This is a genomic window from Archangium sp., from assembly GCF_057119385.1.
On record NZ_DBNGVP010000154.1, the window covers coordinates 1 to 24,051 of the forward strand.

Here is a 24,051-nt window from a genome sequence, read left to right on the forward strand (position 1 = left end):
GGGTGCGTTCCACTTGCCCGGAATCGGTGTTCCACATGGCCGGAATGGGCGTTCCACTTGCTCCGGAATCAGTGTTCCACTTGCCCCGGAATCGGTGTTCCACATGGTCCGGTGCACGCATGGCGGCGCTGGAGGACATGCACCGGCCCGAGGACGCGTACGAGACCAAGACCTTCCGGCCACCGCCCATGAGGCGCGGACTGGAGGGGGAACTGCTGCAACCGGTAGAGGCGGCGGAGCCGGTGCCCGAGTTCATGCGGGAGCGGCCTTCACGGAGCCTGGGGACACCGGCCACGATCGACGTGGAGATGACGGCCTCGGGGGTGCTGCTGGCGGCGAGACTTGGGGGCTGGAGGCGCCGGGTGATGGCGCTGGTGGGCCCGGAGCGGCTGAGCGGGGACTGGTGGGACGCGGGGCCGTACAGCCGGGACTACTACCGGGTGCACTTCGAGGGACTGGGCCCGGCGTGGGTGTTTCGGGACGCGCGGGACGGCCGCTTCTACCTCCAGGGCCTGTTCGATTGACCCTGTGTATTCCCCCTCTCCCTCTGGGAGAGGGCTGGGGTGAGGGTCATTCATTCTTGCGAGTTCATTCGTGCTGGAACATGAAGGCATCAATCAAGTCCAGCAAAAGATCGGCAGGATCTTGTCCGCGCTCCTTCAAGTCCACCATTTCAATTAGATGTCTAGGCTCTAGGAATATAATGATTTTCTTTTCTTCTGAGTAGATAGCGTTTCTTTTGATGTGAGCGGATTTTCCTGGGATGGTTCTGGTGCATAAGAATGCGAGGCGCCCAAATTTTGAAGTCAGATAGTTTTTGATTTGTTCGACGTCTTCTTTGGTGACTTTTTGTTTGTCGTAGTTCTTGAACTCGAAGGGGATGTATTTGGCCTCGTGATCGAGGTGGATTAGGCCCCATGCATTCTTGTGATCACGCATTCGGTTGGGAAAGATTGCATCACGCCTGTCTGTTCCGGATTGTGTTCTTGATTGGATGTGAGGTTTTGATAATGGTGGGACAAAGAGTGCTTGAAGAATTTTAATGCAGATGTCTTCGAATTCTTTCCACCCGTCTTGGCCTGCTGGGCATTTAGATAGTTTTTTCAGCAACTGGCGAGTGTTCATTGCTTCCTCTTGTTGGTAAGAGGAAAGAATTTTCTCACCAGGTCTTCGTGAGCTACCAGGATACGCTTTAGTTCGGTGCCTTCGATTACCCGAAGACGCTCGTTGGATTCGGTATTGATTCGTTCCAGCCATTCATTTGCAATGGATGTCAGTTCGACGCTTGTGATGAGCGCTATATGGCTGTCTTGAGGGAGATGCTCTAGAGTGGCTGCCATTTGGCGTATTAGGGCTAAGCTAGGTCGTACATGACGGTAGTGCTTGATCAGAATGAACCAGGGTTCTTCGGTTGGTGGGTGCCCTGGTGGATTATGTCTAGTGAGATATGCCCGAAGATCGAATCCTCCATCACTGGGCGAAGCGACTTTGATGTCGTGAAATCCAAAATGCGGCAGTAGTTGCTCTATGAGCAACTCGAAGGTTTTTGGTGTTATGTGTGAGAAGTCAATTAGTGAGGCGTTTTTTATTATGTTGATCAGGAGCTTTATTTGCTGTTCTGGTTTGTTATAAGCTTTGATCGGAAGGTATTGCTCAAGTTCTTGAGGGGGGGGAGTTTGGTCTAGGAGAACAGGGATTAGAGTGATGTCGCGCTGTTTGAGTGCTCTGGCTTGAGCGAGGGCGATGTCCGCCTTGATGAGTCGGGAGTTAGATGTGTGGCGCGAGAGGAGCACCACCAGGAAATCGCTTGCTGCCATGGCTTGGTCGAGTTGCTCGGAGATGTTCGCTCCAGGAGTCGCTTTTTGCTCAAGCCAAACATCTACCGCCTCACGCTCAAGCAACTTGGCTACATTGTTGGCTATCTCTGAGTCTGCTCTTGCGTAACTCAGGAATACCTTTGGTTTTTTTGTGGGTGATGGCATTGTTTGTGGTGTTGAGGTGTGGGGGGTGGTTGGGTTCTGCTTCTGATTATAGAGATATCTGGTTTCAGGTGCTAGGGCTTGGAAATTAGGGACTCGGGGTCTTCAGCCGTTTCAGTTTCTTCTCCAGCCTGGGTGACACCAGCACCTGGTTGTCCCCCGTCACCACCACCGCGGACGCACCGTACTTCTCCGCGAGCGCCAGTCCCTCCTGGCCTCCGAGGATGAACACGGACTTCGTCAGCACCTCCGCGTCCACCGCGCTCAGGGCGAGCACCGTCGCCGAGCGCGAGGCCGTCGCCGGGTAGCACGTCCGTGGATCGATGATGTGGTGGTAGCGCCTGCCCTCCAGCACGAAGAAGTTCTCGTAGTCTCCGCTCGTCGAGAACGCCGCGTCCGAGACCTCGAGCACCGCGAACACGCTGTCCGGCTCGCCTCGCGGATCCCGGATTCCCACCTTCCACGGCCGGCCCTGCTTCTTCCCCGCCGCGTAGAAGTCTCCTCCGGCCTGCACGAAGAAGTCCTTGAACCCCTGTGCCCGTAGCTTCTTCACCGCCTCGTCCACGCCCCAGCCCTTCGCCAGACCTCCCAGCCCGAGCTGCATCCCCGCACGCTTCAGCCGCACGCCGCACCCGGGTGCCCCTCCGTCCGCTGCCGGCGCGAACTCCAGGTCCTCGTACGAGATGAGCGCGCACCGCTTCTTCAGCTCGGCTGCGTCCGGCAGGGCAGGGGTCAGGTCCGTCCCGAACCTCCACATCCCCCGCAGCGCCGCCCACGTCGGATCGAACAGCCCTCCCGTCTGCTCCGCCCCCTGCACCCCGCGCCGCAGCGCCGCGCACAGGTCCTCGGGCACCGTCACCCACTCGCCATCCCCGGCCTTGCGGTTCACCGCCGACAGCTCGCTGTCCGGGCGCCACTCGTTCATCACCTGGTTGACGCGCTCGAAGGCCCCGAAGGCCGCGTCGAACCCCTCGCGCGCCTTCTCCGGCGTTCCTCCCACCAGCGTCACCGTCACCGTCGTCCCCATCATCGGACGCGTCTCGGTGCGGACTCGCGGCGCGGGTGCAGCGGCCATCACCACCACCAGCAGGGCACTCAGCATCATGGCCTCCCTCTGTCACATGAGATGCCCTACTGGCGCCACCCACCCCCTCAACTTGACCTCCTGCCCGGACGCGTAGTACGTCATGCATTCTCTGTTTTTGAGAATGAATCTCAAAATCATTCACTCCGCGCCTTCCGGGGCCTTCGCGGGTGCCCTCGCCTTGGTGGTGGGGGCCGGAGTGACGGCGCGCGTGCTCGCACTGCCCAGGCTCCTGCCGGACCTGGACGCGGTGAACTTCGCGCGCTCCCTCGGCCGCTTCGAGCTCGCCGCGCAGGCTCCGCACTTCCCGGGCTACCCCGTGTACGTGGCCCTGGCCCGCCTGGCCTCGGCCGCCGGTGCCTCCGAGGTGCTCGCGCTGGCCCTGCCCGGAATCGTCCTCGGCGCGGTGGCCATCGGCGCGCTGGGCTTCGTGCTGCGGCGGTACCTGGGGGACACCGGGGCGCTGGCGGCCGCGGCCCTGCTGGCCCTGCTGCCCCTGCCCGTGCTCTTCGGCGCCACCCCGGGCTCCGATGGGACGGGCCTCGCGTTCCTGGTGCTCGCCGCCTGTGCCTCGCTGAGCGTGGCCGACTCCGCGCCCCGAGTGGCGGTGTTGGCGGGCGCGGTGGCGGGTGTGGCGCTCGGGGCCCGGCCCTCGTTCCTCCCGGCGCTGCTCGGACTGGCCCTGGTGGTGCCTCGCGGCCAGCGGCTGGCGGCGCTCGCGGGCAGCGGCATCGGCGTGGGGGCGTGGCTCGTCCCCCTGGTGGTCCTCACGGGCCCGGCCGAGCTGCTGCGCATCTGCTCGGGCTTCCTGCTCGGCCACGCGGGCAAGTGGGGCGGCACCGTGGCCGTGCGCCCGGACCTCGGCTGGCGCCTGGAGCACTTCGGCTTCGACATCCTGGCCGCGGGTCTCGGGCTTCCCTGGCCCGGCGTGGGCGGTGACTCCGTGCCCGTGCTGGCCGCGCGGCTCCTCCTGGCACTCGGCTTGACCGCGGCCCTGGTGGCGCTCGCCCATGCGGCGCTCCGTGCGTCGCTGTCCGCCTCCGAGCGTCGCGTGGCCCTGCTGGCCCTGGCGCTCGGCGGCCCCTACGCCGCGTGGATGTTCCTCGGGCAGAACCTGCTCAAGGCGCGCCATGCCCTGCCTGTGGTGCTCGCGCTGTCCCTGCTGACAGCGGTCGGCGTGGCGGTGCTCGCCCGCGCCCGGCCGTCCCGGCCGTCCCGGGTGTCCCTCTCCGTGGCCGGGGCCCTCGCCGTCAGCACCTCGGCCGTCATGCTGCCCGTGGCGCTCGAGCAGGGCCGCGAGCCTTCGCCCGCGGCGCGGCTGGTGGCGCACGTGTCCTCCAAGTTGGCCCCGTCCGGCACGCTGCTCTTCACCGGCGAGGAGGCACGGCTCTTCGAGCACTACGTGCCCCACTTCCGCGCCGGCCGTCCCGCCACGGGCGAGCAGCTGCGCCGCGAGGTGGAGCGCGTGGCCGCCGCCGGGGCGGACGTCTACGTCACCTCCACCGCTCCCGGGGCCGAGGCGCTCGCGCCCCACCTGGAGCCCGTGTCGCGCTTCACGTGCGACCGGCGTGTGCGCTCGCACGCCCACGACATCGTCCTCTTCCACTACCGGCCCGCGCCGCCGGCCCGCCCCGAGAAGGTCCTCTGATGCGCGCCCGCCTGCTCCTCGCCTTCGCGCTCTGTGCCGCCGCGTGCAAGGGCCCCGTGCCCGCGGACTTCCAGCCCGTCCAGGACTCGGCGAAGGGGGCGCCCCGTATCACCGTGTCCCTCAACCGCATCGTCGACGGCCGCTACCGTACCATCACGCCTATGTGCATCGGGCCGCGGTACACGGTGGACGTGCCGGAGGGCACGGCGGCTTTCACCCGGGCGGGCGGGCTGTCCATGCTGCCGGAGCAGATCGTCGAGTTCCGCAACTACCAGCCCGAGGTGCCCACCAACATCACCTCGCTGTCGTCGCCCGCGCCGCTCTTCAGCCCCAACCTGGTGCGCCCCTACAACGTGGCCACCGAGTCCGGGCAGACGTTCTCCTACTGGCGCTACGCCTTCCCGAAGCCGGGTGTCTACGAGTACTTCGACACCAACATGGGGAGCCCGGGCCGCGAGGTGGTGGACTCGTACTACGGCACGGTCACGTACGTGGGCGAGTCGAACGCGCCCAAGGCGGTGGTGTGCGTGGATCCGCCGGGCTGCCAGGCGACGCCCGAGTGTCTGGCGGGCACCGCGCCCGAGGGCACCGTGTGCTGCGTCTGCGTGGGCGTGTGCTGTGGGGGCGCGGCCCCGGAGAGCGAGTGCGCCACGGGCAAGACGTGCCTGCGGGGCCGCTGCGTGGACGTGGAGACGGGCGAGTGATGCGTATGACTTCGAGAGCCACCCTGCCGGGCCGCCATCACCTGTTGCTGCTGTCCCTGCTGCTCGCGCCGCTCACGGGCCTCGCGCAGCAAGAGGGCTCCACGTCCGACCGGCCCGCCCAGGACGCGCCGAAGCAGGAGGAGGGCCCGCGTCTGGACCTGGAAGGACTGGAGGATCCGGCCAACACGGGCACGGCGGCTCCGACGCCCAACGCCGAGACACCGGGGCAGGCGGAGCAGGACACCTTCACCGAGCGGCTCCAGCCCACCACCACGCTGACGCAGCGCGTGGCGGCGATCCTCGACCGGACGACGCTGGGCGGCTACGCCGAGCACGACTTCATCCTGCCGCAGGAGGGCGTGAGCACGTTCCGCGCCCACCGGTACGTGCTCTTCGTCTACAGCCACATCTCCGAGCGCGTCTCCACGGCGACGGAGATCGAGTTCGAGTTCGCGGGCAGCCCGCTCAAGCGTGACGGCGTCCTGGGGGCGGGCGAGGTGCTGCTCGAGTTCTCGGTGGTGGACCTGATGTTGACGGACTGGGCCACGTTCCGGGCGGGCGTCATCCTGGTGCCGGTGGGCGCGTACAACCTGCGGCACGACGCTCCGGCGCAGGAGCTGCCCGAGCGCCCCATCGCGTACACGACGATCGTGCCCACCACCTGGTTCGAGTCCGGCGCGGGCTTCCTCGGAGGCTTCGATCTGGGCCAGGACTGGCGGTTGTCCTACGAGGTGTACGCGGTCAACGGCCTGGACGCGAAGATCCTCGACGGGCAGGGCTTCCGGGCGGCGCGCGGCAGCCACCTGGAGGACAACAACAACGACAAGGCCATCACCGGCCGCGTGTCCGTCTCGCCCTTCCTGGGGCTGGAGGCGGGCCTGTCCGGCTACACGGGCGCGTATGACGCCGAGGGCCGCCGGGTGAACATGATCAACGCCGACGTCTTCTGGCGGCTCGGCGCGTGGGATCTCACGGGCGAGGTGGTGCGCGCCTTCATCGATCCCGGCTTCGTGCAGGGCTTCCCGAATGGCTCGACGGCCAACACGCGCGACCGGGTGCCCACGGGCATGTTCGGCTACTACGGACAGGCCAACTACCGCTTCCGCATCGAGCCCTTCTTCCGGCTGCTGCCGGACGAGTGGAAGGAGGGCCACTTCACCGCCTCACTCCGCTACGAGGAGAAGGACACCGACACGGAGTTCATCACCGCGGGAGACGTGGCGCGGCTGACGCTCGGCCTGAACTTCCGGCCACTGCCGCCCTACGTGCTCAAGACGAGCTTCTTCTGGGAGAAGAGCGGCGGCGATGGCGTGCAGCCCCACGCGTGGTCGGGTGACTTCTGGAGCGAGGGCCATGGGACGTTCCTCGCCAGCGTGGCCTACCTCTTCTGAGAGCCGGAGAACCGATGCGCGCCTTGCTGCTCACCACCGCTGTGTTGCTCGCCGCCGCGTGCGGCGGGAAGGCCGTGCGTCCGGAGGGGGCTCTCTCCCGGGTGGTGGTGGTGGGTGCGTCGGTGGTGCCCAGGCCCGCGCCGCGAGGGTTCACCGGAGACGTGTTCGGCTCGGAGAATCCGCGCGACGTGGTGGCCCGCGAGGGCGCCGAGGCCCTGCGCACCCGCGGCTACGAGGTGCTGGGCGTGGAGCTGACGGCGGGGGCGGCGCCCACGGTGGAGCAGGCCGCGGCCCTGGCACGCCAGTACGGCGCGCAGGCGGCAGTGGTGCTGGTGCTGACGCGGTTGGATCTCTCGTCGGTGCAGCCGCTCGGGCGCGCCGAGGTGGAGCTGGAGTCCATGATGGTGGGCCCGGATGGGCGGGTCCTGTCGAGCGACGATCGCCGGAGCACGACGTCGGAGAGTCTCTATCGCGCCCGGACGGATTGGCGCTCGCATGTCCGGCAGGCCGTCATCCAGGCGGTTCGGGAGTTGCCATGAGCGTGGTAAGGGGAATGACCGTGAAGCACCTGGCGCTGGCATTGGTGGTGGGGTTGGGGCTCGGGGCGTCGCTGCCCGCGCGGGCGGCGGGGACGTTCTTCACGACGCCGCAGGTGCTCAAGGAGTTCTTCCCCAAGAGCCAGCGCGTCACCTACCGCAAGGTGAAGCTCGGGCCCGCCGAGCTGGCCGCGGTGCAGGGGCGGCTGGGCTACAAGCCGGCGAAGCCCGAGTACGTCATCTTCGTGGCCACCACGGGCGAGCACGTGGACGGCTACGCCATCATCGACGACGAGCTGGGCCAGCACGAGCAGATCACCTTCGCGGTGAAGCTGTCGTCCGAGGGCGTGGTCGAGCGCCACGAGGTGATGGTGTACCGGGAGTCGTACGGCCAGGAGATCACCGACGCGCGCTTCCGCCGCCAGTTCCAGGGGAAGACGGCGAAGGATCCGGTGAGGGCAGGGGTGGACATCGACGTGGTGACGGGAGCGACCATCTCGTCGAGGTCGATGGCCATGGGGGTGCGCCGCGCGCTCGTGCTGCTGGACGAGCTCATTCTCAAGCCCGATCCGGGTGAGCCCAAGGGGTAGCCTTCTCGTGCGCCAGTACGCCCGGCCGTTTCCCATCACCCGCCTGTCGCTCGAGGCGCGCGTCCTCTACACCGGATTCCTGCTGTTCCTGGTGCTGGGCTTCGTGTCCTCGGTGTGGCTGTACGCGGACTCGTTCGGAGGCCTGTCCGGGCGGAGCGCGACGGAGTACTACCGGGGCGGTGCCGCGCAGGCCGTGATCGCGCCCGGGGCAGACGCGGCGGGAGGCCCCGCGCTGGAGCTGCCCCCGGATGGACCGGCGATGGACCTGCCCGGGGAGACGGCGGCCACCGCGCCCATGCGGCTGGAGAAGCCCGCTCGGCAGGTGATGGAGACGTTCCACTTCCACCTGTTCACGGTGCCGGTGGTGCTGCTGATCGTCGGGCACCTGTTCATGCTGACGGCGCTGTCCGTGCGGCTGAAGGTGGGCGTCATCACGGTGGCCTCGGTGGCGACGTTCGTGCACCTGCTGGCGCCGCTGCTGGTGCGCTTCGTGGGGCCGCGGTGGGGCTGGCTGATGCCGGTGTCTGTGGTGGGCGCGGCGGTGGGGTGGTTTCCGATGCTGGTGTGGCCGCTGTGGGAGATGTGGCGGCCGGTGCCAGCCTCGTCGGAGGTGGCGCCGGGATGATCAGCGTCGTCATCCCCGCACGCGACGAGGTGGGCGCCATCGCCGGAGTGGTGCGGCGGGTGGGCGCGGCGTTGGCGGGGGAGGCGCATGAGATTCTCGTGGTGGATGACGGCTCGCGGGACGGCACGGGCGCGGTGGCGCGCGAGGCCGGGGCTCGGGTGCTCACGTTGACTGGCGTGGGCTACGGCGCGGCGATCAAGGCTGGAGCCGCCCAGGCGCATGGCTCGCTGCTGGCGCTCATCGACGCGGACGGCACGTACCCGGAAGCGGCGCTGCCCCGGTTGCTCTCGGCGGTGCGAGGCGGCGCGCGGCAGGCGATCGGCGCGCGGCCGAAGCTCGGCGCTTCCGAGCCCTTCGCGCGCTCGGCGGTGAAGGCGCTCTTCCGCGGCGCGGTGCGGTGGCTGGGCGGCTTCGAGGCACCGGATCTCAACTCGGGCCTGCGGGTGCTGCGCACGGCGGATCTGCTGTCGCTCGCACCGGTGCTGCCGGATCGCTTCTCGCTCACCACGACGCTGACGCTGGCGCTGGCGGCGGCGGGAGACCCCATCGTCTTCCTGCCCATCGACTACCACGCGCGCGTGGGCCGCTCGAAGTGGCGGCCGGTGCGGGACACGTGGCTGATGGGCCGCACGGTGGCGCGAGGCATCGGCTGGCTGCGCGAGGGCCGGGCCCCGAGGACGCTCGCGGCGCTGGAGCTGCCGGCGGTAGGAGGCACGGGGTGAGCGCCACGGTGGTCATCGGCGCGGGACCCTCGGGGCTGGCCGCGGCGCATGCGCTCGTCCGGGCCGGTAAGCGGGTGGTGGTGCTCGAGGCGGCCGAGCAGGTGGGCGGACTGTCGGGCTCGTTCGACTTCGCGGGCTTCAAGGTGGACTACGGCCCGCACCGGCTGCACCAGGCGGCGGGGCCGGAGGTGCTGGCGCTCTACCGGGAAGCCCTGGGCGGCGCGCTGCACGTGAGGGCGCGCAGCGGCATGGTGCACGTGGGCGGGAGGCGGCTGCCGTATCCGCTGTCGCTGCTCGGCATCGCGCGAGGCCTGGGGCTCTCCGAGGTGGCGAGGCACGGGCTGTCGGCGGTGATGGCGCGGTTGCGTCCACCCGAGGGGAACCACTTCGGGGCCGAGGCGGCGCGGCGGCTGGGACGGCACGCGGCGAGGGTGCTGTACGGGCCCGCGGCGAGGAAGGTGTGGGGCCTGGCGCCGGAGGAGTTGGACGCCTCGCTCGGGCGGGCGCGGGTGCAGAAGGGGGGCCCGCTGGCGGTGGTGCGCGCGGCGCTCGGGCGCGGAGGCGCGTCCGCGGGGCGGCGGTACTTCTACCCGGAGGGCGGCGTGGGCGCGCTGGCCGAGGGCCTCGCGGAAGGCATCCGCCGGGCCGGTGGCGAGGTGCGTTGTGGCGCGGCGGCCGAGGGGCTGGTGCTGGAGCAGGGGCGGGTGAGGGCGGTGGTGGTGGGGGGGCGGGAGCTGCCGGCGGAGTCGGTGGTGGCCACGGTGCCGCTGCCACTGCTGTGCGCGTGGACGGGGCGGCCCGAGGCGGCCGAGGGCCTGGATTACCGGGCCCTGACGCTGTTGTACCTGTTGCTCGCGACGCGGCGTGGCACGCCGCAGGACGTGCACTACTTCGCGGACGAGCGGCTCCCGGCCAACCGGCTCTTCGAGGCGAGGAACTTCCTGGGCGGCGCGGGGCCTTCAGGCCAGACGGTGGTGGGCTTCGACCTTCCGTGCGCGGTGGGGGACGGCCTCTGGCGGGCCTCGCCGGAGGAGCTCACGGAGCGGGTGCGCCCGGCGCTGGAGCGGACGGGGCTGGCGGGCGTGGAGGTGCTGGGCGCCCGGGTGCGGCGCATGGCGGCGGCCTATCCCCTGTACCGCAAGGGCTTCGCGGTGGCGCGCGAGCGGGCGTTGAACGAATTGAGTCGGGTGGAGGGCCTCTACCCGGTGGGGCGAAGCGCTCTCTTCGTCCACGACAACGTGCACCACGCGTGCGCGGCGGGTCTGACGGTGGGGAGAATGGTCTCGGAAGGCGCGAGTTCCCGAGTCTGGCGCGCCCGGCAGAAACCATTTCTCGAAACGCAGATCGAGGACTGACTCGGTGCTATGTCCCCTCTCCCTCTGGGAGAGGGTCAGGGTGAGGGTCTTCCCAGAGCAGTTCCGGGGTCCTGGATCGCGAAGTGGGAGTCGAGTCATGAAGGTGCTCGTCACGGGCGCAGCGGGCTTCATCGGGTATCACGTGTGTGAGCGGCTGCTCGCGCGTGGGGACACGATCATTGGAGTCGACAACCTGGACACGTCGGGAGACGTGACGTTGAAGGCGACGCGGCTGTCGAGGCTGAAGGCGTCGCCGGGCTTCGGCTTCCACCGGATGGACATCCGGGACGTGAAGGCCTGCCGGGAGCTCTTCGACGGGGCGAAGCCGGATCGCGTGGTGCACCTGGCGGCGCGGGTGGGCGTGCGGGCGATGCCCTCGGAGGCGCCGGACTACGCGGAGACGAACGTCACGGGCTTCCTGCAGGTGTTGGAGCTGTGCCGGATGGCGAAGGTGGATCACCTGGTGTTCGCCTCGTCGAGCTCGGTGTACGGGGCGGGCACGCCGGTGCCCTTCTCCGAGAGCTCGCCGGCGGATCACCCGCTGAGCCTGTACGCGGCGACGAAGCGCGCGGACGAGCTGATGGCGCACGTGTACAGCCACCAGTACGGACTGCCGGTGACGGGGCTGCGGCTGTTCACCGTGTATGGCCCGTGGGGCCGGCCGGACATGGCGCCGATGCTGTTCCTCCGGGCGATGCTGGAGGGCCGCTCCATCGTGCTGCATGGCGAGGGCACCATGCAGCGCGACTTCACCTACGTGGATGACGTGGTGGAGGCGCTGGTGCGGCTGCTGGACAAGCCGCCCGCGGGCGAGCCGCCGTACCGGGTGCTCAACGTGGGGCGGGGCATGCCGGTGACGATGGCGCGCTTCGTGGACCTGCTGGAGGAGAAGCTGGGGACGAAGGCCTGGGTGGAGCTGCGGCCCGCGCTGCCGGGCGAGCTGCCGGTGACGTGCGCGGACGTGACGGCGCTGGAGCGCGAGACGGGCTTCCGTCCCTCGGTACCGCTGGAGCAGGGGCTCGCGAAGCTGGTGGCGTGGTACCGCGGTACCGAGGGCTGAGCGGAGCGCCTAGAAGGTGATGGCGGCGCTCACCGACAGCGAGGTGTCGGTGGGCAGCTTCCCCGCGGCCGGGACGCTGTCGTACTGGAGGAGGAAGGTGGTGGCGATCGACAGCGCCTTCGTCAGCCGCACGGTGAGCTGCGTCTGGCTGTTGATGAGCAGGCGCGAGTCATCGACGAGGCTGGGCAGCACGCTGAACTCTTCCAGGAACGCCACGTCCTTGGAGAGGCCGTACTTGAAGGCCACGCCGAGACGAGGACCCCCGATCGACACGTCCGGCAGATTCGTGGGAGTGGGGTAGTACTGGAAGCGCATCTCGCGGGCGTAGCGGAAGGCGAGGTCGGTGCGCAGGAAGGCCTCACCACCGTCCTTGCGCTTCTCGTCCAACCAGATGATGCCGACGCCGGCCTCGCCCGAGCCGCGGAACTCCACGCTGCGCACGTGGTCCGTGTCCGCGGCGCCCAGCAGGTAGCCGCTGATCCGCTCGGTGAAGCGGCGGTCTCCGCGCAGCTGCAGGGCCGCGTTGAGCGCCGTCACCTGCGCCACCGTCACCACCTCGCCCTGGAGCCCGGGCGGACGGCTCTCGCCGTAAACGCCCGAGGCCTTGACGGAGTAGATCCAGTGCTCCGACTTGCGCTCCGCCGCGACCAGGCCGTTGAACGTGACGGTGGAGGCGTTGCCGGTGATGAAGATGAGGCCAAGGCCCACGGTGACGTCCCAGACGTCCTTGCGGGCTTCCTCCTTCTTCTCGGCGGCCGTCTCGGGCTTCTGCTCGGCCGGGGGCTGCTCGGCGCCAGGCGCCGTGCGGGCGATGCCGCGGGCGAGGCTCTCGATGGCCTCGGCCATGCGGGCATTGGCCTCGGCGGCGCGCTCGGCGGCGGCGGCGGCGCGCTCGGCGGAGGACGCGGCGCGCTCGGCGGCGGTGGCGGCTTCCTCGGAGGTGGGGGCCTGCGCCGGGGTAGCGGGCTGCGCGGGTGCGGGAGTCTGGAACGTCAGGAAGGCGGAAAGAAGTGCGTGGGCAGGAAGCACGGCGGACTCGCGGAATGTGGGTGACGTCAGCGGCTGGAAGGACGAGCGCTCCTGGCCACCGGTAGGACGCAGCGTCTACTACCAGGAGCACTCGGAGCGCAAAGTCCTGTTTTCATCATTTGAGCCCCCCGATGGGCCAGCGGGAGCTTCGAGACGCCTTCCGGAGGATGCCCCGGCAACGCCAGTCGAAGTAGTTGACGAGGATCCAGAAGTTCTTGAACGCCGGGTTGCGCGTCTGCTTGTGGTGGTAGCGGTAGTAGATCTGCTGGGCGATCGAGAGCGGGAGTCATGCCTGCTGCGCCCCTCCATCTCCGCGCATCCGGCGGGTGCGCTTGCGGATCACCGAGGCGTAGAGGCTGCGCGGGAGGAGCCGCTTCATCCACCAGGCCTGGCGGCCCTCGGAGTGGGGGAGGATGTAGAAGTCCCGCCGCCCGACGGCCCGGAAGATCTGATCGGCGATGTCGTCCGCGGTGATGGGCGAGCGCTCGAGCAGCTTGCCCATGACCGTCCGCAGCCCGGCGTTGGAGGTGCGCAGGGACTCGGCGAGGTTGGTCTTGAAGAAGGACGGGCAGACGACGCTGACGCCGATGTGGTGGTCCGCGAGCTCGTTGTGCAGGGTCTCCGAGAGCGAGACGACGGCGGCCTTGGTCGCGTTGTAGCTGCTCATCATGGGCGCATCGAGCAGCCCGGCCATGGAGGCCACGTTGATGAAGTGGCCGTGGCCCTGGCGCTTGAAGAGCGGCGTGAAGATCTTGCAGCCGCGCACGACGCCCAGGAGGTTGATGTCGATGATCCACTGCCAGTCGTCGAGCGAGACCTCGTCGATGGCACCGGCCTGGGCGACACCGGCGTTGTTGACCACCACGTCGACGCCGCCCCAGTTCGAGGCGAGCCACTCGGAGGCGGCGCGCAGGTCCTCTTCGCGCCTCACGTCACAGCGCAGAGAGTGCGCATGCTTCGTGAGGGAAGAGAGGGTCCCGAGGGTCTCGGCCCCGCGGGTGTCGTTGACATCGGCGATGCAGACGCGCCAACCCGCGCGGGCGTAGCGCAGGGCGATGGCCTGCCCAAGTCCGCTGGCACCACCGGTGATGAAGATGCGCTGGTCGCTCATGACTCGCGGCTCCTGGAGAATCCGCGCCGGGCGAGCTCGATGCGGGCGATGACGCCCTTGTGGACCTCATCCGGTCCGTCCGCGAGGCGCAGGGTGCGCGCCTGGGCGAAGAAGTTCGGGAGCTGGGTGTCGCCACACACGCCGGCGCCACCGTGGATCTGGATGGCGTCATCCACCACCTTCTGCAGCACGTTGGGGGCCACGACCTTGATGGCGGAGATCTCGTTCATCGCGCCCAGGGCGCCCAGTTCGTCCAGCTTCCAGGCGGCATAGAGCGTGAGCAGACGGGCCTGGTCGATGGCGATGCGGGCCTCGGCCACGCGCTCGCGGTTGCCGCCGAGGTTGAGCAGCGGCTTGCCGAAGGCGGTGCGGCTCATGCCGCGGTCGATCATCAGATCGAGCGACTGCTCCGCGGCGCCGATGCAGCGCATGCAGTGGTGGATGCGGCCGGGGCCGAGACGTCCCTGGGCGATCTCGAAGCCGCGTCCCGGGCCCGCGATGATGTGGGAGACCGGCACCCGGACGTCACGGAAGTGCACCTCGCCGTGGCCGTGGGGCTCGTCGTAGTCACCATACACGGAGAGCATGCGCTGGATCTCCACGCCCTTCGTGTCCAGCGGCACGAGCACCATGGAGTGCTGGTGATGGCGGTCGCCGCCCTCGTTGGCGGTGCGGGCCATGAAGATGATGATCTTCGCGCGAGGGTCGCCAATGCCGCTCGACCACCACTTCTTGCCGTTGAGCACCACCTCGTCCCCCTCGACGGTGGCGGTGGCCTGCATGTTGGTGGCGTCCGAGGAGGCCACGTCGGGCTCGGTCATGCAGAAGACGGAGCGGATCTCCCCGGCGAGCAGCGGCGTGAGCCAGCGGGCCTTCTGCTCATCGGAGCCGTAGCGCCAGAGCACCTCCATGTTGCCGGTGTCCGGGGCATTGCAGTTGAAGACCTCGGGGGCCATGAAGCTGCGGCCCATCTCCTCGGCGACGGGGGCGTATTCCAGGGTGCTGAGGCCAGCCCCGAGCGTCGCGTCGGGCAGGAAGAGGTTCCACAGGCCCTCGGCCCTGGCGCGGGCCTTGAGCTCCTCCATGACGGGGGGGATCTTCCACTTGCGCCAGTCGCCGCCGTGGCTGGCCGAGCGGATCTGCGCCCAGTACTGCGCCTCCACGGGCTGGATGTGCTTCTGGATGAAGCGCCGCACGCGCTCGCGGTAGTCCTTGGAACGGTCACTCGGCTCGAAGTTCATGAGAGGCCCCTTGTATCGTCGCCGCATCCTGTGGCGAGGCCCCTTGATGAATCCAGTGAATGTTGGTCATGTGTCGCCATGAATGGGGCGCATGAAACAGGGAAGCTGTCCCAGCTCGACCTCAACCTCTTCCGGGTGTTCGATGTCGTCTACCGGGAGCGGAACTTCACGCGGGCCGCGGAGGTCCTGTTCCTGAGCCAGTCGGCGGTGAGCCACGCCCTGGCACGCCTGCGGGAGCGGTTGGATGACCCGCTCTTCGTGCGCCAGGGGCGCGGGGTGGCGCCCACGCCGCTCGCCGAGCGTCTGGCCCCGGGGATCCAGGAGGCGCTCTCACTGTTCCAGCAGGCGGTGGCGCGCACCCGTCACTTCGAGCCCCGGCGCGACGCGGGCCACGTCACGCTCGCGATGAACGACGAGCTGGAACCGTCATTGCTCCCACGGTTCGTCAAACGCCTGCGAGAGAGTGCCCCCCAGGTCCGGGTCGCGAGCGTGCGGCTGGAGCGGGCCAGCCTCGAGAGGGATCTGGCGTCGGGGAGACTGGACCTGGCGGTGGACGTGGCGCAGCCGACCGGGGCTGACTTGCGCCACACGGTGCTGCTGCGCGACACCTTCTGTGTGGTCAGCGCGCGGAAGCGGAGGCTGGATGTGGCGGCCTACCTGGCCGCGCGGCACGTCACCGTGTCCTCGCGCCGCACGGGCCTGGCGCTGGAGGACCTGGTGCTCAGCCGCCTGGGCTACCAGCGAGAGATCGCCGTGCGTTGCCAGCACCCAGAGGCGGCCTGCCGCATCGTCGCGGACTCGGACCTGCTGCTCACGATGCCACGGCGCCACGCGGCGGCGCTCAATGCTCCGCTCGGCAATCACCTCCTGCCGATGCCGGTGGCGCTCCCACCCGTGGAGCTTCACCTCTACTGGCACCGGCAGGTGGACGACGAGCCTCGCAACCAATGGCTGCGCGCGGAGCTCCTGGCTCTGTCGGAGCGCCCGCGCGTTTCCGGGAAGCGGCCGTAGGAATCACTCCACGCCTGTCGTGACGTCATGACGCACGACGCGGAAGCCCTCGGCATCGGTGGGGGGCACGTAGTACTTCGTGACCTGGTGGAAGAGCTCCTCGCTCACCTCGCCCCAGAACAGGCCTTCGGGGCGCTCGGCGTTGCGCTGGCGCAGCCGCTCGAGGCACAGCGTCTCCGGCACGTCGAGGACATGCAGCACGTGGTCCGCCCCGGCGGCCTCGAAGATGCCGCGCACCCAGGCGCGGTCTCGCGGCGTGTTCCCCGCGAAGTCGAGCACCACCGAGGCCCCCACGCGCAACACGTCGCGCAGGTGCGGCACCATCAGGTTGCGGCAGCGTGCGGCGGCGCGCACGTAGTCCCGCAGCTCCTTCACCTCGCCGCCCAGCGAGGCGATCCACTGATCCTCGCAGATGAGCACCGCGGGGACCTCGAGCGCCAGCTTGCGCGCCAACGTGGTCTTTCCCGCGCCTACCTTCCCCGCGATGAAGTGCAGCACCGGACGCGAGTTGCTCATGCCGTCAGCTTTCCTGTCGGGGCCGTGGCCCCAGCGTGGATGGACTCCGCAACGTTGCCGAGTCTGTCTTCCAGACGTTGGCTCACCACGCATACTGACCCGTTCTCGATGAGGCGCAAGCTCGGCTGCTCGCCGCTCACCCGGTCATCGAAACCGATCTGCATTCCTGGCTCCAACCGGAGGGAGGGGCAGGCAGGTTCCCCTGTTCCGGTGGTGGAAGGCTTCCGATGCCTACTGTCTGGGAGTGAACCGCCCCTCGGGGCCGAGGAGACTTCCATGTCCTTGCCGTTACGTCTGGCCGGTGCGCTGCTGGTGTTGGGCCTCGCCTCCTGCACGAGCATCAGTACGAGCACGAACTACGATCCCAACTCCGTGCAGGCGTTGGACTCGTACCGCACCTACGCCTGGTTGCCGATGAAGGCGGGCGCGGATCCTCGCATCTACAACCCCATCATCCAGGCCCGCGTCCAGCTGGCGGTGGACCGGGAGCTTCAGGCCCGCGGCTACCAGAAGGTGGAGGAGGGACAGAAGGCGGACTTCAAGGTGGGCTGGCACGGCGCCGTCGATGAGAAGGTGGACGTGGACGTCATCAACAACTTCTACGGCTACGCCTGGGACCCCTGGTACGACCCCTTCTTCGGTCCGGTCGCGTACGGCGGTGCGGGGTTGTCCCAGCCCGTCGTCCGCGAGTACCGCGAGGGCACGCTCATCCTCGACGTCGTGGATGGCGCCTCGAACAAGCTCGTCTGGCGCGGTACGGCGCAAGCCGAGCTGTCCGAGCACATGGACGCGAAGAAGAGCCAGAAGCTCATCAACAAGGCCGCCGATGAGCTGCTGGAGAAATTCCCGCCCGAGCCCCAGAAGAAGTAGGGGCGCCGTCAGTCCGAGGTGACGTCCACGCCGCCCGCCTGCACCCGCCAGCGCGTGGTGGTACAGCGCCGCGCGAAGTGCGCGTCGTGCGTCACCAACAGCAGGGCCCCGGGGTACTCCTTCAGGGCCTCCTCCAGGTGCTCGATGGACGGCAGGTCCAGGTGGTTGGTGGGCTCGTCGAGCACCAGCGCCCAGGCGTGCTCTCCGAGCCCTCGCGCGATGAGCAGCTTGCGTGCCTCACCCGGGGACGGCTGCTCCGAGGCGAGCAGACGATCCGGATCCACCCCGAGCGCCGCCACCAGGGACAGCACGCGGCCCTTCTCCGTGGGAGGCAGCTCGCGCACGGACTCGAGCGTCTCCTCGGCCTCGTCCGCGCTCAGGTCCTGCGGCACGTACAGCACGCGCTCCAGCGGCACGCGCGCCTGTTCGAGCAGGGCCTTCAGCAGGGTGCTCTTTCCCGCGCCGTTGGGGCCCTCGATGCGGATGCGGGCGTCCCTCGGCACGTCCAGCCGCAGCGGGCCGAACAGCTCCACCTCGCCCGCGCACAGCCGGGGCACGTCGAGGCTGAACAGCAGCGCGTGGGGCGGGCGGACGTAGTCGACGAAGATGGAGCGGCCGAGCGTCTTCTCCACCTCGATGGACTCGACGGCGCTGGCGGCGCGCTCGGCCTCGCGGCGGACGAGGGTCACGCTGCGGCCGAGCCGTGCATCCGCCCAGTTCACGAGGTTCTTGGCCCCCAGGGTGCGCGCGTCGCTGTCGTACTTGTCCTTCATGCGGGCGCCCGCGTTGCGCGCGGCGGAGGTGGCCTCCTGCTCCCGGCGCGTCTTGTCGAGCCGCTGCTGGAGACGCCGGTGCTCCTCCTGGGCCTGCTGCCGGGCATGGCGGCGGCCCTCCAGCTCGGCCTCCCAGGCCTCGCGCGCGGCCGTGTAGGCCCCGGGCCACAGGCGCACCGTGCCCCCGTGTACACGCAGTGTGGACGTGGTGAGGGACTCGAGCAGCTCGCGATCGTGGGAGACGAGCACGCCCACTCCCCGGAAGCGGCGCAGCGCGGAGATGAGCCACTCACGGGCCTCGGCGTCGAGGTGGTTGGTGGGCTCGTCGAGCAGCAGCACGTCCGGCTCGCGCGCCAGCGCCGCGCCGATCTGCCAGCGCTTGCGCTCCCCGGGCGAGAGCGTGGGCCATCGCTCCAGGGCCGTCACATCCAACCCGAGCTGACCGAGCAGCCGCCGGGAGCGGGAGTCATACGCCTCGGCGAGCGCGGTGATGTCGGGGGTGAGCTCCTCGACCCGCTGCGGACAGAGGTGCACGAGCGCCGAGGTGGGCTCGAAGTGGAGGTGCCCGTCCGAGGGCTTCAGCTCCCCGGAGAGCAGCCGCAGCAGGGTGGACTTGCCGGCGCCGTTGGAGCCGACGAGGCCCGTCCAGCCCGCGGGGAGGTGGAACTCGGCATCGGAGAAGAGGGAAACGGCGTCGGAGAACGCGAAGGAGACGCGGTGGGCGCGAACGAGTGACACGAGGAACTCCGGAATCGTTCCGGGCACGCACGAGGGGCCCGGGGGTTGGCTGGGAGACAGCGCCGGCGATTCAGGAGTGGATCTTCAATGGAGTACGAAGCCTCGTATTCGCGGGGACCCGGACCTCGGGGTTCGGGACTATCAACCACCGACGGGCCCCCACGCAATCCCTGACGGGCTCGTCCTCAGCGGACGGGCACGGTCGCGGTCACGGCGGCCCGAGCCTGCCGGGCGAGCCGCCAGGCGCCCACGGACGCGGCCAGCGCCGACGCCGTCGTCAGCAGGAGCGCCAGGGCGATGTTGTGCAGCGACTCCTGGAACCCGTAATACAGGATGACCGGCTTCGGCTCGCCCTGCATCTCCGCGTAGAAGCGCAGCATGGTGATGACGCCGGAGACGAAGCCCAGGCCTCCCGCGAAGAGCGTGAACAGCCCCAGGCTGATCAGCAGCGGGACATAGCGGGACTCGGGACGTCTGGCGTACTGCACGCTGGTCACGAACAGCGCCACCCCCGCGATGAGCGTGGGGTACATCCCGAAACCACCCGCGATGAACGCATCCGAAATCGACATGGGCTCTCCTTGTGAATGAGCACCCCCTCGGACAATGGGGCTCGCGAAAGGTTCCAACTCCAGAACCGAGATACCCTCACCCCGACCCTCTCCCGGAGGGCGAGGGGATGTTGACGCGGTGAGGGGAGGGGGCCGCGGGGATGGATCCGCGCTGTGTTTCGCGCGGATTGTTCCGCTCGGATTGCTCCGTGGCTACTCCTCGGAGGGGAGCGCGGGGCGGTTGCGCACCGGCACGGCCGGCGGCTGCGTCTGCAGCGTGCGCGAGAGCGACTGCGCGCTCAGGGCCGCGGCGCTCGGCGCGGGCTGTGCCTTCGGGGTGGCCTCCTTCGCGAACACCTCCTTGAGCGTCGCGATGCTGCCCAGCGCCGCCGTGGCCTCGTAGGGCACGAACATCTTGTTGTCGCCCTTGCCCAGCTCCTGCAGCGTCTCCATGTAGCGCAGCGCCAGCACCTCGGGCGTCGCGCCGCCACCGGAGTTGATCGCATCGAACACCAGCCGCGTGGCATCGGCCTTCGCCTCCGCGTCCAGCAGCGTGGCACGCTTGCGGCCCTCGGCGCGCGCCACCTCCGCGTCACGCTCGGCCTCCGCGCGGAGGATCCGGGAGATCTTCTCGCCCTCGGCCTGGAGGATGGCCGCGGACTTGTCACCCTCGGCCTTGGTCACCTCGGCGCGGCGCTCGCGCTCGGCCGTCATCTGCTTGGCCATCGCGTCCTTGATGGCGGCGGGCGGCTCGATCTCACGCAACTCCACCCGCGTCACCTTCACGCCCCACTTCTCCGTGGCCTCGTCCAGCACGATGCGCAGCTTGGTGTTCACCGTCTCGCGGCTGGTGAGCGTCTGGTCCAGCGTCAGCCCGCCCATGATGTTGCGCAGGTTCGTCATCGTCAGCTGCTCGATGGCCAGCGCCAGGTTCTCCACCGCGTAGAGCGCCTTCGCGGCGTCCACGATCTGGTAGTAGATGACCGAGCCCACCTCCATGGTGACGTTGTCATGGGTGATGGCCTGCACGGTCTCGAAGCCCATGACCTGCTCGCGCAGATCCACCAGGTGGCTGCGGTGGTAGCTGTGCCCCACGCGCATCTCCATCACGCGCGGCGAGTCGAAGAACGGGATGAGGATGTTCGGCCCGCTGCCGGCCACGTGGTGGAACTTGCCCAGGCGCTCCACCACCATGACCTTGGCCTGGGGAACGATGCGCAGACCCTTCATCATCGCGAACACCACCGCCACCGCACCAATCACAAAGAGGCCAGTACCCATCTAACGACCTTCCTTCTTCTGTTTCGGAGACACTTCCAGGGACGCGGAGGGACGCCGCACCCACAATTTCAAACCTTCCACCTGCTCGACGATGACGAGCTCACCCGGGGCCACGCCGCCTCCCAGCGAGCGGGCGGACCAGAGCTCACCGTTGATGCGCACGGTGCCGCCGTTGAGCCCCTCGCCGAGGGCCTCGGTCACCACGGCCTCCTGGCCCACCATCGCCTCCACGCCCGTCTTCATCTTGGAGGCGTTGCGCATGAAGGCATTCTTGAAGAGGGTGCGCGAGCCGGCGAAGAGCGCCAGCGACACACCCATGAAGACCGTGAGCTGGGCGTTGATGCCCAGCCCCAGCGCCGCGATGAGGCTGGCGGCCAGCGCGCCCACCGCGAACCAGAGCACCACGAAGCCGGGGAGGGCCATCTCCAGCGCTCCCCCGATGATCGCCGCGAGAATCCACAACTGCCAGCCATGGATGTCCATGAACGCTCCTATGCGGCCGGGAGCTTGCCACCTTCGAGACGCGGTGCGCCAGGACCGTGTAGGCTGCGCCGCCGTCGAATACCTGGTCGTACCCCTGGAGGTGTGATGGCCGGAAGAGTCGAGGGCAAGGTGGCACTGGTGACGGGAGCGGCGTCGGGCCTGGGCAAGGCCGCGGCGGCCATGCTGCTGCGCGAGGGCGCCCGGGTGGCGCTCACGGATCGCAACGAGGCCGGTGTGCGCGAGGTGGCCGGGGCGCTGGGCACGTCCGCCAAGGCCTGGGCGCTGGACGTCACGCGCGAGCAGGACTGGCAGCGGGTGGTGGACGAGGTGGTGGCCACCTTCGGCCGGCTGGACGTGGTGGTGAACAACGCGGGCATCGGCGTCTCGAAGGACATCGAGTCGCTTTCACTGGCAGAGTGGCGGCTCGTGCACGCGGTGAACCTGGACGGGGTGTTCCTGGGCTGCAAGCACGCCATCCGCGGCATGCGCCAGAGCGGCGCGAAGGGCTCCATCATCAACATCAGCTCGGTGGCGGGGCTGGTGGGGGTGGACACCATGCCCGCGTACTGCTCGAGCAAGGCCGGCGTGCGCCTGCTGACGAAGTCCGTGGCGCTGCACTGCGCGCGCAAGGGCTACGGCATCCGCTGCAACTCCGTGCACCCCACGTTCATCGAGACGCCCATGGTGGATGACCTCGCCAGCCTGGGCGGCGACATGGCGGCGGGCAAGGCGCGGCTCGCGCGCATGATTCCGCTCGGCCGCATCGGCGAGCCGGACGACATCGCCTACGCGGTGCTGTACCTGGCCTCGGACGAGTCCAAGCTGATGACCGGCTCGGAGCTCGTCGTGGACGGTGGCACCACGGCGATGTGAGCCACCTTCGAACCCTGGAGCACACCCTCGAGAGCGGAGGTAGCGGATGGGAGTGTTGATCCTGGTGCGGCACGGGCAGACGTCCGGCGAGTGGTACGATCGGGACCGGCTGTCCGAGCTGGGAATGCGCCAAGCGGCGCGGCTGGGCGAGGTGTGGGCGGCGGCGGAGCACGCGTTCGAGGCGGTGTACGTGGGGCCGGCCCGGCGCCACCAGCAGACGTGCGAGGCGGTGAGGGCGGCCTACCTGGCCCGGGGGTTGAGGTTCCCCGAGCCGGTGGTGTTGCCGGAGCTGGACGAGTACTCGGCGGAGCCGTTGTTCCGGGTGCTGCTGCCGAAGCTGGCGGAGCGGAACGAGCAGGTGCGCGAGATGAGGGAGTCGGGCGCGCTGGAGGGGCCGGACGGAGCGCGGCGGCTGTTCCGCCTGTTGGATCCCCTGGGCCGGGCGTGGGCGCGGGGCGAGCTGGAGGATCCGGCGGTGGAGCCCTGGAGCGCGTTCGTGTCGAGGGTGGAAGCGGGGCTGCGGAAGATGATGCGGCAGCCGGGGAGGAAGGCGGAGGTGGTGGCGTTCACGTCGGCGGGGACGATGGCGGTGGCCACGGGGCTGACGCTGGAGGCGAGCGCGGAGAAGGTCTTCGCGCTGAGCCTCCAGGTGTGGAACACGGCCTGTACGGACTTCCTCTTCTCGGGGGATCGAATCTCGTTGCGGAGCTTCAACGCGACGCCACACCTGTTGGAGCCCGAGCTCCAGACGATGCGCTGAGACGAGGACGAGCGAAGAAGGGGAGGGAGTCATGAGCACGCCGGAGTGGTTGGATCGGACGCGCGCGGTGCGCCCCGGAGAGGAGCTGGACGCCGCGTGGCTGGAGAAGTACCTGGCGGAGAAGGTGCCGGGCCTGACGGGGCCACTGGTGGTGGAGCAGTTCCCGGGAGGGCACTCGAACCTCACGTACCTGCTGCGGATGGGCGGGAAGGAGCTGGTGCTGCGCCGGCCGCCGTTCGGAGCCAAGGCGATCAAGGCCGGGCACGACATGGGCCGCGAGTACCGGATCCTCAGCGGGCTGCTGCCGGTGTACCCGAAGGTGCCCCGGCCGCTGGTGTTCTGCGGAGAGAACGAGTCCCCGATGGGGGCGCCCTTCTACGTGATGGAGCGGGTGAGCGGGGTCATCATCCGCGCGAGGGCTCCGAAGGGACTGGAGCTGACGCCGGAGCTGATGCGGAAGCTCTCGGAGAACTTCGTGGACAACCTGGTCGAGCTGCACGCGGTGGACTGGCGCGCGGCGGGGCTGGGGGAGCTCGGGAAGCCGGAGGGGTACCTGGGCCGGCAGGTGGCGGGGTGGACGGAGCGCTACGGCAAGGCGAGGACGGACGACATCCCCGAGATGGAGCAGGTGGCGAAGTGGCTGGCGGGGAACCTCCCGGCGGAGCTGGCGCCGGCGCTGATCCACAACGACTACAAGTACGACAACCTGGTGTTGGATCCGGAGCGGCTCCCGAGCATCCGCGCGGTGCTGGACTGGGAGATGGCGACGATCGGCGATCCGTTGTCGGACCTGGGCATGGCGCTGGCGTACTGGGCCGAGGCGTCGGATCCCGAGGAGCGGCGGGCGCTCCCGTTCGGACCGACGATGCTCCCGGGCAACCTGACGCGCGAGGAGCTGGTGGCGCGCTACGCCGAGAAGAGCGGACGGGACACGCGGGGAATCGCGTTCCACTACGTGCTGTCACTCTTCAAGGTGTCGGTGATCGCGCAGCAGATCTACTCGCGGTTCAAGCACGGCCTGACGAAGGACGAGCGCTTCGCGGCGATGATCACCGGCGTCCGGGTGCTCTCCCGGACGGCGGCCCGCGCCCTCGAGACGGGAAACCTCCGCCCCTGAGGG

Annotated in this window: 27 protein-coding genes; 15 read left to right on the forward strand and 12 right to left on the reverse strand. The window is 68.9% G+C overall.

Annotated elements, in window-relative coordinates; genetic code table 11:
- The first annotated feature begins 119 nt into the window (after nucleotides 1-119).
- Entirely contained in the window at nucleotides 120-524 is a 405-nt protein-coding gene (locus AC16DP_RS36260; RefSeq protein ID WP_329726291.1) for a hypothetical protein, read from the forward strand.
- Nucleotides 525-588: 64 nt separating this feature from the next.
- Here the strand turns inward: AC16DP_RS36260 and AC16DP_RS36265 are convergent, their stop codons facing one another.
- From AC16DP_RS36265 to AC16DP_RS36275, 3 genes are all read right to left on the reverse strand, one after another.
- On the reverse strand, nucleotides 589-1,125 hold the full coding sequence (locus AC16DP_RS36265; protein ID WP_329726290.1) for a hypothetical protein: 537 nt from the start codon (nucleotides 1,123-1,125) through the stop codon (nucleotides 589-591).
- Nucleotides 1,122-1,982: a TIR domain-containing protein gene (locus AC16DP_RS36270; protein ID WP_329726289.1), complete on the reverse strand. Its 861-nt coding sequence runs from the start codon at nucleotides 1,980-1,982 to the stop codon at nucleotides 1,122-1,124. Before AC16DP_RS36270 ends, AC16DP_RS36265 begins: the two co-directional genes overlap by 4 nt.
- 85 nt (nucleotides 1,983-2,067) lie before the next feature.
- Complete coding sequence (locus tag AC16DP_RS36275; protein ID WP_329726288.1) at nucleotides 2,068-3,084, reverse strand: FAD:protein FMN transferase; 1,017 nt, start codon at nucleotides 3,082-3,084, stop codon at nucleotides 2,068-2,070.
- A gap of 103 nt (nucleotides 3,085-3,187) precedes the next feature.
- Here AC16DP_RS36275 and AC16DP_RS36280 point away from each other — a divergent pair, with 103 nt between their 5' ends.
- The 9 genes from AC16DP_RS36280 to AC16DP_RS36320 all read left to right on the forward strand — a co-directional run bounded on the left by AC16DP_RS36280 (nucleotide 3,188) and on the right by AC16DP_RS36320 (nucleotide 11,694).
- The gene (locus tag AC16DP_RS36280) at nucleotides 3,188-4,711 is read left to right on the forward strand and encodes a glycosyltransferase family 39 protein (protein WP_329726287.1); all 1,524 of its coding nucleotides are present in this window, start codon (nucleotides 3,188-3,190) and stop codon (nucleotides 4,709-4,711) included.
- Nucleotides 4,711-5,415 (forward strand): hypothetical protein, encoded by a 705-nt coding sequence (locus AC16DP_RS36285; RefSeq protein WP_329726286.1) that lies wholly within the window; start codon nucleotides 4,711-4,713, stop codon nucleotides 5,413-5,415. Before AC16DP_RS36280 ends, AC16DP_RS36285 begins: the two co-directional genes overlap by 1 nt.
- A 5-nt stretch (nucleotides 5,416-5,420) precedes the next feature.
- Complete coding sequence (locus AC16DP_RS36290; protein ID WP_329726285.1) at nucleotides 5,421-6,806, forward strand: hypothetical protein; 1,386 nt, start codon at nucleotides 5,421-5,423, stop codon at nucleotides 6,804-6,806.
- A gap of 14 nt (nucleotides 6,807-6,820) precedes the next feature.
- Nucleotides 6,821-7,345 carry a hypothetical protein gene (locus AC16DP_RS36295; protein WP_329726284.1) on the forward strand — a complete coding sequence of 175 codons (525 nt, stop codon included), beginning with the start codon at nucleotides 6,821-6,823 and terminating at the stop codon, nucleotides 7,343-7,345.
- Nucleotides 7,342-7,932 carry an FMN-binding protein gene (locus tag AC16DP_RS36300; protein WP_329726283.1) on the forward strand — a complete coding sequence of 197 codons (591 nt, stop codon included), beginning with the start codon at nucleotides 7,342-7,344 and terminating at the stop codon, nucleotides 7,930-7,932. The genes AC16DP_RS36295 and AC16DP_RS36300 overlap by 4 nt, the downstream gene beginning before the upstream one ends.
- 7 nt (nucleotides 7,933-7,939) lie before the next feature.
- The gene (locus tag AC16DP_RS36305; RefSeq protein WP_329726282.1) at nucleotides 7,940-8,557 is read left to right on the forward strand and encodes a hypothetical protein; all 618 of its coding nucleotides are present in this window, start codon (nucleotides 7,940-7,942) and stop codon (nucleotides 8,555-8,557) included.
- Nucleotides 8,554-9,279, forward strand: a complete 726-nt coding sequence (locus AC16DP_RS36310; protein WP_329726281.1) for a glycosyltransferase family 2 protein — start codon at nucleotides 8,554-8,556, stop codon at nucleotides 9,277-9,279. Before AC16DP_RS36305 ends, AC16DP_RS36310 begins: the two co-directional genes overlap by 4 nt.
- Nucleotides 9,276-10,634, forward strand: coding sequence for a protoporphyrinogen/coproporphyrinogen oxidase (locus AC16DP_RS36315; protein WP_329726280.1), 1,359 nt, complete (start codon nucleotides 9,276-9,278; stop codon nucleotides 10,632-10,634). Before AC16DP_RS36310 ends, AC16DP_RS36315 begins: the two co-directional genes overlap by 4 nt.
- 97 nt (nucleotides 10,635-10,731) lie before the next feature.
- Nucleotides 10,732-11,694, forward strand: a complete 963-nt coding sequence (locus AC16DP_RS36320; RefSeq protein WP_329726279.1) for an NAD-dependent epimerase/dehydratase family protein — start codon at nucleotides 10,732-10,734, stop codon at nucleotides 11,692-11,694.
- Between the two features lie 9 nt (nucleotides 11,695-11,703).
- Here the strand turns inward: AC16DP_RS36320 and AC16DP_RS36325 are convergent, their stop codons facing one another.
- From AC16DP_RS36325 to AC16DP_RS36335, 3 genes are all read right to left on the reverse strand, one after another.
- On the reverse strand, nucleotides 11,704-12,723 hold the full coding sequence (locus tag AC16DP_RS36325) for a DUF481 domain-containing protein (RefSeq protein WP_329726278.1): 1,020 nt from the start codon (nucleotides 12,721-12,723) through the stop codon (nucleotides 11,704-11,706).
- A 286-nt stretch (nucleotides 12,724-13,009) separates the two neighbouring features.
- Nucleotides 13,010-13,834 carry an SDR family oxidoreductase gene (locus AC16DP_RS36330; RefSeq protein WP_329726277.1) on the reverse strand — a complete coding sequence of 275 codons (825 nt, stop codon included), beginning with the start codon at nucleotides 13,832-13,834 and terminating at the stop codon, nucleotides 13,010-13,012.
- On the reverse strand, nucleotides 13,831-15,075 hold the full coding sequence (locus AC16DP_RS36335) for an acyl-CoA dehydrogenase family protein (protein WP_329726276.1): 1,245 nt from the start codon (nucleotides 15,073-15,075) through the stop codon (nucleotides 13,831-13,833). The genes AC16DP_RS36330 and AC16DP_RS36335 overlap by 4 nt, the downstream gene beginning before the upstream one ends.
- 78 nt (nucleotides 15,076-15,153) lie before the next feature.
- On the opposite strand from AC16DP_RS36335, the gene AC16DP_RS36340 reads away from it, so the two are divergent.
- A complete protein-coding gene (locus tag AC16DP_RS36340) occupies nucleotides 15,154-16,086 on the forward strand; it encodes a LysR family transcriptional regulator (RefSeq protein ID WP_329726275.1) in 933 nt (310 codons plus the stop codon).
- A gap of 3 nt (nucleotides 16,087-16,089) precedes the next feature.
- Here AC16DP_RS36340 and AC16DP_RS36345 read toward each other — a convergent pair whose 3' ends face one another.
- Both AC16DP_RS36345 and AC16DP_RS36350 read right to left on the reverse strand, forming a co-directional pair.
- Nucleotides 16,090-16,602: a P-loop nucleotide/nucleoside kinase family protein gene (locus AC16DP_RS36345; protein ID WP_329726274.1), complete on the reverse strand. Its 513-nt coding sequence runs from the start codon at nucleotides 16,600-16,602 to the stop codon at nucleotides 16,090-16,092.
- Complete coding sequence (locus AC16DP_RS36350; RefSeq protein ID WP_329726273.1) at nucleotides 16,599-16,766, reverse strand: hypothetical protein; 168 nt, start codon at nucleotides 16,764-16,766, stop codon at nucleotides 16,599-16,601. The genes AC16DP_RS36345 and AC16DP_RS36350 overlap by 4 nt, the downstream gene beginning before the upstream one ends.
- Nucleotides 16,767-16,878: 112 nt before the next feature.
- On the opposite strand from AC16DP_RS36350, the gene AC16DP_RS36355 reads away from it, so the two are divergent.
- Nucleotides 16,879-17,472, forward strand: a complete 594-nt coding sequence (locus tag AC16DP_RS36355) for a DUF4136 domain-containing protein (protein WP_329726272.1) — start codon at nucleotides 16,879-16,881, stop codon at nucleotides 17,470-17,472.
- Nucleotides 17,473-17,480: 8 nt separating this feature from the next.
- On the opposite strand, the gene AC16DP_RS36360 is transcribed toward AC16DP_RS36355, so the two are convergent.
- The 4 genes from AC16DP_RS36360 to AC16DP_RS36375 all read right to left on the reverse strand — a co-directional run bounded on the left by AC16DP_RS36360 (nucleotide 17,481) and on the right by AC16DP_RS36375 (nucleotide 21,298).
- Nucleotides 17,481-18,983: an ATP-binding cassette domain-containing protein gene (locus tag AC16DP_RS36360; RefSeq protein ID WP_329726271.1), complete on the reverse strand. Its 1,503-nt coding sequence runs from the start codon at nucleotides 18,981-18,983 to the stop codon at nucleotides 17,481-17,483.
- Nucleotides 18,984-19,168: 185 nt separating this feature from the next.
- Entirely contained in the window at nucleotides 19,169-19,555 is a 387-nt protein-coding gene (locus AC16DP_RS36365) for a hypothetical protein (RefSeq protein WP_329726270.1), read from the reverse strand.
- 192 nt (nucleotides 19,556-19,747) lie between these two features.
- Entirely contained in the window at nucleotides 19,748-20,815 is a 1,068-nt protein-coding gene (locus tag AC16DP_RS36370) for an SPFH domain-containing protein (RefSeq protein WP_329726269.1), read from the reverse strand.
- Entirely contained in the window at nucleotides 20,816-21,298 is a 483-nt protein-coding gene (locus AC16DP_RS36375; RefSeq protein ID WP_329726268.1) for an NfeD family protein, read from the reverse strand.
- Nucleotides 21,299-21,403: 105 nt separating this feature from the next.
- Between AC16DP_RS36375 and AC16DP_RS36380 the strand changes: the two genes are divergently transcribed.
- From AC16DP_RS36380 to AC16DP_RS36390, 3 genes are read left to right on the forward strand one after another with little or no spacing between them, the layout of a single operon-like run.
- A complete protein-coding gene (locus AC16DP_RS36380) occupies nucleotides 21,404-22,171 on the forward strand; it encodes a glucose 1-dehydrogenase (protein ID WP_329726267.1) in 768 nt (255 codons plus the stop codon).
- A 46-nt stretch (nucleotides 22,172-22,217) separates the two neighbouring features.
- Nucleotides 22,218-22,931 carry a histidine phosphatase family protein gene (locus AC16DP_RS36385; RefSeq protein ID WP_329726266.1) on the forward strand — a complete coding sequence of 238 codons (714 nt, stop codon included), beginning with the start codon at nucleotides 22,218-22,220 and terminating at the stop codon, nucleotides 22,929-22,931.
- Between the two features lie 31 nt (nucleotides 22,932-22,962).
- Nucleotides 22,963-24,048 carry a phosphotransferase family protein gene (locus AC16DP_RS36390; RefSeq protein ID WP_329726265.1) on the forward strand — a complete coding sequence of 362 codons (1,086 nt, stop codon included), beginning with the start codon at nucleotides 22,963-22,965 and terminating at the stop codon, nucleotides 24,046-24,048.
- Nucleotides 24,049-24,051: the final 3 nt, after the last annotated feature.

Bases quoted from the DNA above. Each gene is read 5' to 3' on its own strand.
- AC16DP_RS36380 (WP_329726267.1), top strand. From the start codon at position 21,404: ATGGCCGGAAGAGTCGAGGGCAAGGTGGCACTGGTGACGGGAGCGGCG.
- AC16DP_RS36290 (WP_329726285.1), top strand. From the start codon at position 5,421: ATGACTTCGAGAGCCACCCTGCCGGGCCGCCATCACCTGTTGCTGCTG.
- AC16DP_RS36300 (WP_329726283.1), top strand. From the start codon at position 7,342: ATGAGCGTGGTAAGGGGAATGACCGTGAAGCACCTGGCGCTGGCATTG.
- AC16DP_RS36285 (WP_329726286.1), top strand. From the start codon at position 4,711: ATGCGCGCCCGCCTGCTCCTCGCCTTCGCGCTCTGTGCCGCCGCGTGC.
- AC16DP_RS36320 (WP_329726279.1), top strand. From the start codon at position 10,732: ATGAAGGTGCTCGTCACGGGCGCAGCGGGCTTCATCGGGTATCACGTG.
- AC16DP_RS36345 (WP_329726274.1), bottom strand. From the start codon at position 16,602: ATGAGCAACTCGCGTCCGGTGCTGCACTTCATCGCGGGGAAGGTAGGC.
- AC16DP_RS36260 (WP_329726291.1), top strand. From the start codon at position 120: ATGGCGGCGCTGGAGGACATGCACCGGCCCGAGGACGCGTACGAGACC.
- AC16DP_RS36295 (WP_329726284.1), top strand. From the start codon at position 6,821: ATGCGCGCCTTGCTGCTCACCACCGCTGTGTTGCTCGCCGCCGCGTGC.
- AC16DP_RS36265 (WP_329726290.1), bottom strand. From the start codon at position 1,125: ATGAACACTCGCCAGTTGCTGAAAAAACTATCTAAATGCCCAGCAGGC.
- AC16DP_RS36390 (WP_329726265.1), top strand. From the start codon at position 22,963: ATGAGCACGCCGGAGTGGTTGGATCGGACGCGCGCGGTGCGCCCCGGA.
- AC16DP_RS36335 (WP_329726276.1), bottom strand. From the start codon at position 15,075: ATGAACTTCGAGCCGAGTGACCGTTCCAAGGACTACCGCGAGCGCGTG.
- AC16DP_RS36370 (WP_329726269.1), bottom strand. From the start codon at position 20,815: ATGGGTACTGGCCTCTTTGTGATTGGTGCGGTGGCGGTGGTGTTCGCG.
- AC16DP_RS36280 (WP_329726287.1), top strand. From the start codon at position 3,188: ATGAATCTCAAAATCATTCACTCCGCGCCTTCCGGGGCCTTCGCGGGT.
- AC16DP_RS36355 (WP_329726272.1), top strand. From the start codon at position 16,879: ATGTCCTTGCCGTTACGTCTGGCCGGTGCGCTGCTGGTGTTGGGCCTC.
- AC16DP_RS36270 (WP_329726289.1), bottom strand. From the start codon at position 1,982: ATGCCATCACCCACAAAAAAACCAAAGGTATTCCTGAGTTACGCAAGA.
- AC16DP_RS36385 (WP_329726266.1), top strand. From the start codon at position 22,218: ATGGGAGTGTTGATCCTGGTGCGGCACGGGCAGACGTCCGGCGAGTGG.
- AC16DP_RS36330 (WP_329726277.1), bottom strand. From the start codon at position 13,834: ATGAGCGACCAGCGCATCTTCATCACCGGTGGTGCCAGCGGACTTGGG.
- AC16DP_RS36365 (WP_329726270.1), bottom strand. From the start codon at position 19,555: ATGTCGATTTCGGATGCGTTCATCGCGGGTGGTTTCGGGATGTACCCC.
- AC16DP_RS36275 (WP_329726288.1), bottom strand. From the start codon at position 3,084: ATGATGCTGAGTGCCCTGCTGGTGGTGGTGATGGCCGCTGCACCCGCG.
- AC16DP_RS36340 (WP_329726275.1), top strand. From the start codon at position 15,154: ATGAATGGGGCGCATGAAACAGGGAAGCTGTCCCAGCTCGACCTCAAC.
- AC16DP_RS36310 (WP_329726281.1), top strand. From the start codon at position 8,554: ATGATCAGCGTCGTCATCCCCGCACGCGACGAGGTGGGCGCCATCGCC.
- AC16DP_RS36375 (WP_329726268.1), bottom strand. From the start codon at position 21,298: ATGGACATCCATGGCTGGCAGTTGTGGATTCTCGCGGCGATCATCGGG.
- AC16DP_RS36350 (WP_329726273.1), bottom strand. From the start codon at position 16,766: ATGCAGATCGGTTTCGATGACCGGGTGAGCGGCGAGCAGCCGAGCTTG.